This is a genomic window from Nostoc sp., from assembly GCF_036916575.1.
In the GTDB taxonomy this organism is placed as follows: domain Bacteria; phylum Cyanobacteriota; class Cyanobacteriia; order Cyanobacteriales; family Nostocaceae; genus Nostoc.
In genome coordinates, this window is sequence record NZ_JBALGC010000106.1 from 121,938 (window position 1) to 135,298 (window position 13,361).

At 42.8% G+C, this 13,361-nt stretch carries 8 protein-coding genes; 4 read left to right on the forward strand and 4 right to left on the reverse strand.

Annotated elements, in window-relative coordinates; genetic code table 11:
* The first annotated feature begins 589 nt into the window (after positions 1 to 589).
* Positions 590 to 5,299, forward strand: a complete 4,710-nt coding sequence (locus V7L29_RS23425) for a glutamate synthase-related protein (RefSeq protein ID WP_334736954.1) — start codon at positions 590 to 592, stop codon at positions 5,297 to 5,299.
* Between the two features lie 262 nt (positions 5,300 to 5,561).
* Here V7L29_RS23425 and V7L29_RS23430 read toward each other — a convergent pair whose 3' ends face one another.
* Positions 5,562 to 6,473 carry a polysaccharide deacetylase family protein gene (locus V7L29_RS23430; protein ID WP_334693313.1) on the reverse strand — a complete coding sequence of 304 codons (912 nt, stop codon included), beginning with the start codon at positions 6,471 to 6,473 and terminating at the stop codon, positions 5,562 to 5,564.
* Positions 6,474 to 7,675: 1,202 nt separating this feature from the next.
* On the opposite strand from V7L29_RS23430, the gene lepB reads away from it, so the two are divergent.
* Positions 7,676 to 8,248, forward strand: coding sequence for a signal peptidase I (gene lepB, locus V7L29_RS23435; protein ID WP_334693312.1), 573 nt, complete (start codon positions 7,676 to 7,678; stop codon positions 8,246 to 8,248).
* A 238-nt stretch (positions 8,249 to 8,486) separates the two neighbouring features.
* Here lepB and V7L29_RS23440 read toward each other — a convergent pair whose 3' ends face one another.
* Both V7L29_RS23440 and V7L29_RS23445 read right to left on the reverse strand, forming a co-directional pair.
* Positions 8,487 to 9,020: a ComEA family DNA-binding protein gene (locus V7L29_RS23440; protein WP_334693311.1), complete on the reverse strand. Its 534-nt coding sequence runs from the start codon at positions 9,018 to 9,020 to the stop codon at positions 8,487 to 8,489.
* A gap of 14 nt (positions 9,021 to 9,034) precedes the next feature.
* Positions 9,035 to 9,409, reverse strand: a complete 375-nt coding sequence (locus V7L29_RS23445; protein WP_334736955.1) for an NINE protein — start codon at positions 9,407 to 9,409, stop codon at positions 9,035 to 9,037.
* Between the two features lie 553 nt (positions 9,410 to 9,962).
* Between V7L29_RS23445 and V7L29_RS23450 the strand changes: the two genes are divergently transcribed.
* Together V7L29_RS23450 and V7L29_RS23455 are read left to right on the forward strand one after the other, a co-directional pair.
* Positions 9,963 to 10,895 (forward strand): J domain-containing protein, encoded by a 933-nt coding sequence (locus tag V7L29_RS23450; protein WP_334736956.1) that lies wholly within the window; start codon positions 9,963 to 9,965, stop codon positions 10,893 to 10,895.
* 125 nt (positions 10,896 to 11,020) lie between these two features.
* On the forward strand, positions 11,021 to 11,344 hold the full coding sequence (locus V7L29_RS23455; RefSeq protein WP_334736957.1) for a DUF1825 family protein: 324 nt from the start codon (positions 11,021 to 11,023) through the stop codon (positions 11,342 to 11,344).
* Positions 11,345 to 11,427: 83 nt separating this feature from the next.
* Here V7L29_RS23455 and V7L29_RS23460 read toward each other — a convergent pair whose 3' ends face one another.
* Entirely contained in the window at positions 11,428 to 13,353 is a 1,926-nt protein-coding gene (locus tag V7L29_RS23460; protein WP_334693307.1) for a transglycosylase domain-containing protein, read from the reverse strand.
* Positions 13,354 to 13,361: the final 8 nt, after the last annotated feature.

The following is a 13,361-nucleotide window of genomic DNA, read 5'->3' on the forward strand; positions in this document are numbered from 1 at the left end:
ACTAATTATAACCAGACTATACACGGTAGTCTTGGTTATCAAAACTGGATTATATTCAATCCTGACTGAAGATTGCTACTATTGCTACTTCAGTCAGGTCTAGTTAATAGAAAAACATGTGGTAAGTGGTAAGCAGTAAAACTCTAGACAACAACAAAAATATTTGGGAATTGTCAAATGGGTATATATTGTAATACGCTGAATTTATTGCCGGATCAGGATGAGTTTGGCTTTAAAACATCGGACAGCGTTCAGTTTTAGTTTTGTTTCAGGTGAGCCGAAATAGGCTCTATAAGTAGCTAACGTGCATCTGGAAAAAGGAAATTGAGAAAATACTTAGTTTCACAATATAAAAAAGAAACTGTCAGGGCAAAAATTATGTCTTGGCGGAGGTAGCTTGTCTTACATCGCATAAATACTTAAATAACACGCAAATATTTTAACACGGATGAACTAGTAAAGTAAAACCGAAGTTAAAATTTTTTTTCCCTAAATTTTCGGTGCTGATATATTTCTCAGATCGCTGAATTTAGAAATTTTTCCCACAAGTAGTGGCAAAATTGGTAACTCAATACTTCAGGAACAAGGTATGAATAATAAACCGATGAATCAAGACCAGAAAATCACGGCGGATATAATCTCAAGAGATACCTATCAGGGGCAAAAGTGGTTAGTAGAGGAACGAGATGCCTGTGGTGTCGGTTTTATTGCTCATCGTCAGAATCATACCAGCCATGAAATTGTAGAAAAAGCCTTAGCTGCTTTAACCTGTTTAGAGCACCGGGGAGGTTGTAGCGCTGATCAAGATTCTGGTGATGGTGCAGGAGTATTGACAGCCATACCTTGGGAGTTGTTCCAACAAGACTTTGCCCAAAAGGGGAAGGAATTTCCATCCACCAATAATATAGCTGTGGGGATGATTTTTCTACCACAAAACCAAGAAGCAGCACAAAAAGCTAGGACGACAGTTGAGCAAGTAGCTGCTGAAGAAAAATTGATTGTACTGGGTTGGCGAGTAGTGCCAGTACAACCTGATCTACTGGGGGTACAAGCAAGAGAAAATCAACCCCAGATTGAACAAGTTTTGCTAACTTCTGTTGACAAAAGTGGCGATGAATTGGAACGACAGTTGTATATTACCCGCCGCCGAATTAGTAAAGTTGCAAATAACATCTCAGAAGAATTTTATATCTGCTCCTTGTCAAGCCGCACAATTGTCTACAAAGGCATGGTGCGTTCCGCCGTATTGGGCAGCTTTTATCAAGATTTCAAAAATCCAGCTTACAAAAGCGCCTTTGCTGTCTATCACCGCCGCTTTAGTACTAACACGATGCCTAAGTGGCCCCTAGCTCAACCAATGCGGCTTTTGGGTCACAACGGCGAAATCAATACCTTGTTGGGTAACATCAACTGGATGATGGCACGAGAAGCTAGCCTGAATCATCCTGTATGGAGCGATCGCATCAACGAACTCAAGCCATTAGTTCATATTGATAACAGCGACTCAGCTACCCTAGACAACGTACTGGAATTGCTGGTGTGTTCTGGACGCAGCCCTTTGGAAGCTTTAATGATTATGGTTCCAGAGGCTTACCAAAATCAGCCTTCTTTACGTGACTCTCCAGAAATTACCGATTTCTACGAATATTACAGTGGTCTGCAAGAAGCGTGGGATGGGCCAGCACTTTTAGTATTCAGCGATGGCAAAAAAGTTGGTGCAACACTAGATCGTAATGGCTTAAGACCAGCTCGCTACGTGATCACCAAGGATGACTATATTGTTGTAGCTTCCGAAGCTGGTGTAGTGGACTTTCCAGAAACCAATATTGTCGAAAAAGGTAGACTCGGGCCAGGGCAAATGATTGCCGTAGATTTAGTAAAGCATGAAGTGCTTAAGAATTGGGAGATTAAGCAGCGTATCGCCAAGCAGCACCCATATGGAGAATGGCTGCAACAGTACCGTCAAGAACTCAAACAAATTGTCAGTAGTCAGTCGTCAGATGTGAATGGAAATGGACATCTGGCTGCTGAAAATGGTAAGGGGCATAGTACAACTGAGAAAATTGACAAGCAAACCTTGCTTCAGCGTCAAACTGCCTTTGGCTACACCACAGAAGATGTAGAAATGGTGATTCAGCCAATGGCGATCGCCGGTTCCGAGCCGACTTTCTGCATGGGGGATGATATTCCTTTAGCAGTGCTGTCACAAAAGCCCCACCTGCTTTATGACTATTTCAAACAGCGCTTTGCTCAGGTGACAAACCCGGCGATCGATCCCCTACGGGAAAAGCTAGTGATGTCTTTGAAAGTAGAATTGGGTGAACGGGGTAACTTATTAGAACCTAAGCCAGAGTATGCTCGGAGATTGAAGCTGGAATCGCCAGTGTTAACGGATGCTGAATTAGAGGCGATTAAGCTGTCAGGATTTGCCACAGCCGAGTTGTCAACCCTATTTGCGATCGCCAGCGGCCCTGAAGGATTGAAAGCCGCAGTCCAGTCTTTACAAGCACAAGCAGCCGAGTCAGTACGGTCAGGTGCAAAGATTTTAATATTAAGCGACCGCCCCCCAAGCTCTCTTAATAATGGGGAGATCAGCACAGAATATACCTACATTCCTCCCCTGTTAGCAGTGGGTGCTGTGCATCACCACCTGATTTGTGAAGGGTTGCGAATGAAAACATCCCTGATTGTCAATACTGCCCAATGCTGGAGTACTCATCACTTTGCTTGTCTGATTGGCTACGGTGCTGGTGCAGTTTGCCCCTATATGGCTTTGGACACGGTGCGTGATTGGTGTATTGATCCCAAAACCCAAAAATTAATGGCTGTGGAGAAAATTCCAGCCCTCACAGTAGAACAAGCTTTAGGAAACTATCGCAAAGCAGTAGAGTCAGGTTTACTAAAAATTCTCTCTAAGATGGGAATTTCTCTGCTTTCCAGCTATCAAGCAGCCCAAATCTTTGAAGCGATTGGCATCGGTGGGGATTTAATAGAACTGGGATTCCGTGGTACGACTTCCCGCATCGGTGGTTTGAGTGTGAGTGAACTCGCTGATGAAGTACTTTCCTTCCACAGCAAAGCTTTCCCGGAATTGACGACCAAAAAGTTAGAAAACCTGGGCTTTGTGCAATACCGTCCTGGCGGCGAGTATCACATGAATAGCCCAGAAATGGTTAAGGCACTGCATAAGGCTCTAGATGGTAAAAACTACGACCACTACGAAGTTTATAAAAAGCACCTCCAAGGCAGACCAGTAACGGCCTTGCGGGACTTGCTAGACTTCCAAGGCGATCGCACTCCAGTTCCTCTAGAAGAAGTGGAATCGGTAACTGAAATTGTCAAACGCTTCTGCACCGGTGGCATGTCTTTAGGGGCTTTGTCAAGAGAAGCCCATGAGACATTGGCGATCGCCATGAACCGGATTGGCGGTAAATCTAACTCTGGGGAAGGTGGCGAAGACCCAGTGCGCTATACAGTCCTGGATGATGTAGACGAGGCTGGTCACTCACCAACCCTACCTCATTTAAAAGGATTGCGGAATGGTGATAAAGCTTATAGTGCGATTAAGCAAGTTGCATCGGGACGCTTTGGTGTGACGCCAGAGTACCTAGTCAACGCCAAACAAATTGAAATCAAAATTGCCCAAGGCGCGAAGCCTGGGGAAGGTGGACAACTGCCAGGGCCGAAGGTGAGCCAATACATTGCAATGTTAAGGCGCTCCAAACCAGGCGTAACGCTGATATCGCCACCACCGCACCACGATATCTATTCCATTGAAGACTTAGCGCAACTGATTTTTGACCTACACCAAATTAATCCCAAAGCAAAGGTATCGGTGAAGCTAGTTGCAGAAGTTGGTATTGGCACGATCGCCGCTGGTGTGGCCAAAGCAAATGCTGATATCATCCAGATTTCTGGTCATGATGGTGGTACAGGTGCATCGCCACTAAGTTCGATTAAACACGCTGGTTCACCGTGGGAACTCGGTTTAACTGAAGTACATCGCGTCTTGATGGAAAATAGCTTGCGCGATCGCGTAATTTTACGCGTAGATGGCGGACTCAAGAGTGGTTGGGATGTGGTAATAGGTGCATTAATGGGTGGTGAAGAATTTGGTTTCGGCTCCATTGCCATGATTGCTGAAGGCTGTATTATGGCGCGAATTTGCCACTTGAATACCTGTCCTGTAGGTGTTACTACCCAAAAAGAAGAACTCCGCAAGCGGTTTACGGGAATGCCGGAACAAGTTGTCAACTTCTTCTACTTCATTGCCGAAGAAGTGCGTAGTTTGTTAGCACGGCTTGGCTACCGTTCTTTGTCAGAAATCATTGGACGTGCAGATTTGTTAAAACTGCGCCAAGAGGTAAAACTCACCAAAACGCAATCGCTTAATCTCAACTGTTTACTTCAGCTACCAAATAGCAAAGACAATCGTAGCTGGTTAGTGCATGAAGAAGTCCACAGCAACGGCGTGGTTTTAGATGACAAGTTCCTTGCCAACCCCGAAATTCAGGCTGCCATTAGGGATCAATCTACTGTCACCAAGACTTACCCAATTATCAATACTGACAGAACAGTGGGCACAAGATTAGCGGGTGCGATCGCTTCTCAATACGGTGACAGCGGCTTTGAAGGACAAATTAATCTTAACTTCACAGGTAGTGTTGGGCAAAGCTTTGGTGCATTCAATCTCCCTGGTATAATTCTGACCCTGGAAGGAGAGGCAAACGACTATGTAGGTAAAGGGATGCATGGTGGTGAAATCATCATCAAACCTCCAAGTGATGCTACCTATAACGCAGCACAAAACGTGATAGTTGGCAATACGTGCCTCTATGGTGCTACTGGTGGTATGTTATTTGCTAATGGCTTGGCAGGAGAACGCTTTGCTGTGAGAAACTCCAAAGGCATAGCAGTGATTGAAGGCGCTGGGGATCACTGCTGTGAATACATGACTGGTGGTGTGATTGTGGTTCTCGGCAAAGTAGGACGTAACGTAGCCGCTGGAATGACTGGTGGACTGGCATACTTTTTGGATGAAAACGACTCATTTCGTGAGTTAGTCAACCCAGAAATTTTCAAAATCCAGCGAGTGATTACAGAAGCAGGCGCAAAGCAGCTGCAAGAGTTAATCAAAACTCATGCAGAACGAACTGGTTCTCCAAAAGCGAAGAAGATTCTGCAACACTGGCAAGAATTCTTACCACAATTCTGGCAGTTAGTCCCGCTTTCTGAAGCTGATAGTCCAGAAACTAATCAGGAAAAAACAACTGAGTTGAGTTTAGTGACTAGTCATTAGTGACTATAATCATTCTCATACCCTCTGCCTTAGCCTCTTCTGCCATTGGCGACACGGCACAAACGTCTACTTTGTGAAAACCCCTTTGGATGCCTAACACAGTCACCTAAATTTACCCCTTAAAAATGGGTAAAAAGAAAAAATGTCCCCCTTTTTAAGGGGGGCATCTTCACTAACTGATTCACAAATAATGGATCTTAACCAGAAAATATAATTTTATTTTTTAGCCAATTACTATTGACCAATTACCCATAAATAATAATTATTGCTTTTTGTGAGCGAGCAACTTTTGGTCTGTATCTTCCATTTCTAAAAGTTCTGGAATAGTAACAAAACGATAGCCTTGCTTTCTAAAGTGGCTAATAATTTCTGGTAAAGCTTGTATAGTTCTGGAACGGTTACCACCACCATCATGCATTAGTACAATTCCACCAGGCTTTGAATCTTTAATCACGTTATTGATCAACCTTGGTACAGTTGGCAACTTGTAGTCTGTAGAGTCAGCCGACCAGATCACGATAGTATATTTCTGTCCTTTAGCATAAGCAGCTAATCCATTGTGCAGGATGCCTCCAGGCGGTCGGAACAGATTTGTTTTAGCACCTGTAACTTGATAAATTAGGTCTGTTGTGCGATCAATTTCAAACGCTGCTGCTTGTGGATTAAAGAAGTGATACCAGTGATGCCAAGTATGGTTGGCAATTACGTGACCTTGAGCTACAATTTGCTTTCCTATTTCTGGATAATTTTTTAGATTCTGCCCGACGACAAAAAACGTCCCTTTGATATTATTTGATTTCAGGATATCTAGTACTTGCTCTGTGGTCTGAGGCCAAGGACCATCATCAAAGGTGAGAGCAATCACTTTCTCACCCTGAGTGAGTTTTGCCGCGTTAATTATTGCCCCTTGAAAACGTGATGGTACAGAGTAGGCTAGTCCCTTTACTTGTGCTTCTTGCTGCCAACTTGTAAGCATCGCCGCCTTTAATTTTTCAATGCGCTGCTGAGTTCCTACGTTTGCAGCTACATCCTTGACATTTGTACTTTGTCTACTCTGAGCCTCCGAAGTATTTGGTCTTAGAAGCATCATGAAAGCAAGGCTAAAAACACCACATAAGGCAAGCAGCGCAATTAATATTCCTTCTGGCCACAGAAACGACTTATTATTTTCCACCTCATAGCTCCTTCAAAGATCGAACCATCAACCACGGTTATGACGGTACGTTATAGCACATTTTTTTAGATATCTTAGAGACCAGTTGCTTTCTGGTAATCCTGAAAATTGGAATTGGGACTAACGGAAATTTACAATCGAGAAGACAGACTATGTGGCTTTAACTGAATTCTAGATGCTCTAGATTTGAACGAACACTTATACAATACTTGGTACTGTTTAATGTCAACCCACTCATAAAAGGCAAGGTCTGCACTTCCACATTCTTACCCCTAGCTCCAAGAAGGAGCACAATCAGATAATTAACCACACCCCAAAATCCTCTTAATAGGAGTTCTCAATTAGTTACTGTCTTTCACTTCACCGCTAAGGCAGCATTATGCTTTCAAGTTTTATAGCTTTGCAAATAAGATGAGCCAAGCTGTTGCGCCTACAATTTCCACTTTTCATCGGCTGAAATTTTTATAGCAAGACTTTCTGACAGGAAAGTTGTATAATTTACAGCTTAGTGAATTATTTTATTAACATACAAAACTACTTGCAATAGACGGAGTATCTCTCAAATAACAGTATAATAAACTATTAGTTCTATTCTTGATAAAATATATTCTACTGCCTGCTGCCATTTATTCATTTTTAAGAAAAAGTTAAATTTTTAACTGACAGAATGTTGCCTTGTACTTTCTATGAAATAGACAGACGAAAATTGATTCAATATAGTTTATTATTGCCAAGGGGCACTTATTCGTTAATCTAGATACTTTTGACTCATTCAGCAAAAATAATTTTATTGGCAGTTTAGTTCTATTTTGGATGCTGAGACTTTAGCTTAAATTACTATAGCAATCCGAATTGAATTGTGATAAAATAGGGAGATTGAAAGTACGCATTTATAAGCTTTTCAGCCTTTTGCTCTCTCACAAATGATTTAGGATTGCTATAAAAGCTTTCTGTCTGTTAATGTTTTTCTCGATAATTAAAGAGATTTATCTTTTATTAATAGTACAATTTTATATGTATCGTCACCGTGTAATTACGGGATTTAATCGCATATATTAGGCAGGCAAGTCAAATAAATTGCAATAGTACGGTATCTATCTTCTGTATGGATTAGTACAGAAACCAACTTGCCTATAAATATACCTTTTGAGTCAAAATAATCAAGGTATTTGTTCCACTTCTGAAACTGGCTAGAAACTTTTATGATTCCTCAGGAAAGTGATGCAAAAAAAGAGCGTGCGTCGTTAAAAGTATGGCGTAGTTGGCAAGAAAATCTGATTTTAATTGCGATCGCATTGTGTTTGGCATTCCTGATCCGGACTTTTATCGCCGAACCCCGCTATATACCTTCTGATTCGATGTTGCCTACCTTACATACTGGCGATCGCTTGGTAGTTGAAAAAATCTCCTACCATTTTCACCCTCCCATAACTGGGGATATTATTGTTTTTCAGCCACCCCTAGAACTACAACGTCGAGGATATCCCAAAAACCAAGCCTTCATCAAGCGAGTTATTGGCAAGTCTGGTGAGGTAATTAGTGTTGCTTCTGGCAAAGTCTACCTCAACGGTCAACCCTTGGTAGAAGACTACATCGCTGAACCCCCAAATCAGCCATATCGACCAGTGAAAGTCCCAGAAGACGAATTTTTTGTCATGGGAGATAACCGCAACGATAGTAATGACTCTCGCTATTGGGGCTTTTTACCCAGAAAATATATCATCGGTCGGGCAACGTTTCGCTTTTGGCCTCTCAACCGCATTGGGTTCATTTAAATAGTTAGGAGTTAGGAGTTATAGCGCTTTTGTGTTGAGTCCAATAGATACCTAACCAATAACCCCTTCACTTATAGGAAAGAAAAGTAAGATTTAAAGCCTTTAATGCCACATGCAAGGCTCGTCGGCACGCAAGAGCGCAGTGGCTCCTCCTTTTAAGAGAGAGGAATGGAAGTGAGGTCAAAGTGTATTGCATACAAACGAGAAGCCCTATATTTTAAAACTTCTAACTTTTAACTTAAAACCTTAAATAATACATCAGTTGGGCGATCGCATCACCAGATAGCTCCAACCGCCGCCCAAAATCAGCCAGGTTACGGTAAGGCCCAGCTGATTGCCGATTTTGAACCACTGCTTGCGCTAAAGACAAATCTATAAATGGAATTTGTGTTAACTTTTCAACTGTTGCTGTATTCGGATTGACTTCAGGCGTAGGATTTTCTAGAGATTCGTGGTCATAATAAATAAAATTCAGTAGAGGCGTTAATGGCTCTAGCCGCTGCGCTGGCATACCCAAAGCCGCAGCGATATCTTCAATACAGTAAAATTTCACACCCGAATGTGAAAGTTCCACAAGCGATCGCGCTTGGTGAATTGACAAACCTGGTAGGCGTAACCAATCATCTACAGTGGCTTGATTAGCATCAATGCGAATACCTAATTTTGCCGCTATCTGAATTTCTTCCCCAGATTGTAGGCGATAGTAGGGATCGTTGAGGAGCTTGGCACGGAGTTTTTGCAGCCTGGGGTTCAAAGGGAGCCAGTTATTCATGGTTGTCGCTAACCTCAAGAAATCTGGTCTAGTAATTGGCGGCGCTTTTGCTCAAATTCATACTCTGAGATCAGTCCATCCTGGCGCAGAGCATCTAATTCACGCAAAGCCTCAGCGATCGCTCCTACCTGATTACTCACCTGTTGTGAGTTCCTTGCCACTGACTTGCCTAGATTAAAATTACGATCAAAAGCTTCTTCGTCTTGGGCTAAATACCAAACTCCCTCAATGGCACTAGCTACCTTGGGGATAGGCGTCCAGGAAAGCAACACATATAAAACACCCCACAACGGCTGTCCCAGATAAAATTTATGTAATCCTGAAATTGCCAGCGTGCCAGAAAAAGCTAAAACAGCGGCAACACTTCGGCTTTTGCGCTTAGTCAACATATTTCTAATAAATCTACCTATACCACAGTTCCTACAATAAGACAGCCAAAAGGCACAGAAACAATTCAAAACTCACTCATCACCGAAATTCAGTTCGTTGAAGACGTTGGCGGGCGAAGCCAGACGCTTGCGGACTCGCTCTAAGCGTTGGCGCAGCCTCTCGTAGGAAGGCTTTACGCTGCCCTATCGCTGGAAACCAACGCTCCAACTTCTCTCAAAATTTCAAATGTTTGCGTAGCGTCTCCTAGATAAGAAAAGTAATTGTAGTAAACATCCTGGCTATATTGCCAAATTTCTAATGACTAGTACAGCACGATCCAAATCCAGCCACCATCTCAAGACAAGGGGCTTAAGCCCCTTGTTAAGGTAGGCAAACTCCGGCACAGTGTACTAGTGGACATATAAATTCATTTTAGTCAACTACTTGCCCTTCGGACTTTTGGAATGGTAAGTGTCACGATTTAGTTTTTGAATAAATTTGAGTAAGTTTCACATGACTGTGCATTGAGCTTTAATGCTAATTTTAAGTTTTTAACGGATCTAGATTACTACGATGTCACAGACCTTCCTACCGTCAGAATGGCTTGAACAGCTTTGTGATCCTTACGCTGTGCTAGGAATTTCTGTGAGTGCTGATGATCGTCAGATTTTTAAACGCTATCACACTTTAGCGAAACTGCTACATCCCGATCACAATACCAAAAACCATAATTTAGACCAGAAATTAGCAACGGTAATATTTAGCCATTTAATCAATCCAGCTTATGAACAACTCAAACATCGAGACAAGCGCTTTATTGCCATAGCGATGCTGCGATCAGACGCAAGAGTGTTACAGCAGCAAGCTTTGTCTGTTCAAAGTGCCATAGCTGAGGAAATTATGAAAATGTCTGCACCCCAAGCAAAATTGTTTTACGAAGAAGCGATCGCCTTCTATGCAGAAGCTCAATACAAATCACTAGATAAATTTTTTCAGGTAACGCAACAAATCAGTATACTGAATTTAACTTACTTAAGATTGCACAAACCTGATTTGTTTCTGCCCCAAGTACCTATTCCGATAACCCCAGAGGTAGAAGTCAAGCCTGTTGAATTGACATTAGATGAAAAAACTAATGTCAAACCAGTTTTGACAAACTATGCTCAACGTCACTACCAGCGAGCTATTGAGTACGTCAGGCTAGCTAAATGGACTCTAGCCGTGCAAGAACTGCGCGATGCCATCAAGTTAGAGCCAAATAACAGCGACTATTATGCCTTATTAGGTTTGGTACATCTCCAACAGAAATTTATCGGGATGGCTAAGGTTTACATCCGTCAAGCATTAAAACTGAACCCGGAAAATTCACTAGCATTGAAATACGCTCCCAGACTGAAAATTCAACTGGATGAAAACATCAATCCTAAATCAATGGGTAAAGCTATAAGTATTGCGGCTTTATTAAGTCGGTTTAGCCAGAGGAAACGTTCTCAAGTCAAGTGTTGAAATTTCGGTAACAAACCGTACTAAAACCGAAGCTTCGTGACTAGATTACTCACCTAGACTAAAATAAAAATAGAAGTAAAACTATTAAGCTGCTGGGTCTGGGCGCTCAGTTTAATTTAAGCAATATGGGATTCTTCGATTCTGAGATAGTTCAGCAAGAAGCAAAACAGCTGTTTGAGGATTATCAAGCGCTGATCAAGCTTGGCAACGGTTACGGCAAATTTGACCGCGATGGTAAAAAGCTGTTTATTGAGCAAATGGAAGCTATGATGGATCGATATCGCATCTTTATGAAGCGCTTCGAGCTATCAGAAGATTTCATGGCACAAATGACAGTAGAACAACTGAAAACGCAATTAGGTCAGTTCGGTGTCACCCCGCAACAAATGTTTGACCAAATGCACCTCACTTTAGAAAGGATGAAAGCCGAGCTAGAAAAGCAGCCCTAACAAAAGTTAGAAGAGACGCGATTAATCGCGTCTGTACAGGAGTTAGGAGTTCTCAATAAACTCATAACTCATAACTCATAACTTTAATTTGACTTGGGGCGAGAAAACTGCGAAGGTGGCTTGAAGTTTTCTGCTGGTACGTTCTTAAGTGCCTTCTCCATAAAATCTTTCCAAATGGGAGCGACCATAGCACCACCTGTTGCATGGTCAGCTAATTGTCTGTTGTCGTCTCTCCCTACCCAGACAGCAGTTGTTAATTGTGGCACAGTGCCAACAAACCAAATATCCTTTTCTGATGATGTTGTTCCCGTCTTCCCTGCGGCTGGGCGACCTATAGCAGCACCTTTACCTGTACCTTCAGAGATTACCGATCGCATCACATCGATAATTGCTGCTGATGCCCAAGGATCGAGAACTAGCTGCGGTTTAGGGGTGTTATCTAGCAACACGTTACCACTACTATCGGTGACACGGGCAATTACAGTTGGTGGCGATTGCCAGCCATAATTAGCAAAGGTAGCATAGGCACTAGCCATTTCCAAAGGTGTGACACCAATTGCCCCAAGTGGTAAAGAAGTCACAGGTTCCATTGGACTCGTAATGCCCAAGGTACGGCAGGTTTCTATGACTCTATTCATCCCCACAGCCTTACCAACCTTGATCACGGGAATGTTGCGTGATTGGGCTAAAGCTGTGCGGATTGGCATCGCTCCCCTAAAACCGCCATCATAATTTCTGGGATAGTACCAACCGTTACCATCTCGATAGCTAACTGGGGCATCTACCACCGTTGAGTCTGGACTATACTTACCAGTAGAAAAAGCAGTATAGTATACAAATGGCTTAAAAGAAGATCCGGGCTGGCGTTGAGCTTGAGTTGCACGATTAAATTCACTGGTTTTAGGATCTATACCACCCACCAGTGCTTTGATAAAATGTGTGCGCGGATCAATTGCCACCAGGGCCATTTGATTCTTAGATAATCCTTGCCCCAAGAGTGTTTTATGCCACTTACTGACAGTTTCTTCTGCCATGATTTGGAAGTTGGCATCAACTGTAGTTTGCACCCGCATCCCGCCTTTGAGTAGTGTCTCACGCCCAAACTTCTTAGCCAACTCCTGCGCTACAGTATTGGTTACATAAGGTAGGGCACTACCTTGAAAAGATTTGATTTTACCAAGTTTGATTTCTTGCTTGAGGGCATTGTCATACTCTGACTGGTTGATCCAATTCAATTCCAGCATCCGTCCTAGCACTTCTTTTTGTTTTTGTTTTGCCAGCTTCATGCTCACAAACGGGCTGAATTCTTCTGGGGCTTGGATCAAACCCGCCATCATTGCTGACTCACCCAAGCTTAAATATTCTGCTGACTTATTAAAGTAACTGCGGGCCGCCGTTTGTACACCATAATTGTTATGACCCCAATAAACTTGATTGAGGTACATTTCTAAAATTTGGTCTTTAGTGAGAATTTGCTCTAAACGAATTGCTAGCACCGCCTCTGCTAACTTGCGGGTAAAGGCACGCTTGTGAGACAAAAACAGGTTTTTTACCAATTGCATGGTGATAGTAGAGCCACCCTCTCGGACTCCACCTGCTACAGCGTTAACTACTACAGCACGTCCAACACCACTGGGGTTAATACCGTGGTGATCGTAAAAGTGGCTATCTTCACTTGCCAATACCGCCCGTTTGAGATTAGGGGAAATTCTATCTAGGGGTACGACTTCCCGGTTGGCTTCTCCGTGGACACTGGCTAAGAGTTTACCCTTAACGTCATAGATGTAAGTCGTTTCTGAGGGAAAGAAGTTACGTAGCTGTCTCACATCTGGCAAATTACGGAAACTAATCGCTAAACCAACCAGTCCTCCGGCTACAATGGAACTTGCCAACATGGTGATTGAGAGGAGAGTTCCGCCAGTTACCTGACCGACTCCTTTCAAAAACTCAAAACCTGATGAAGCCCGACGCTGTGGTTGTTTATCTTCAAAAGTCCTAGTCGACGACACGGCGATTT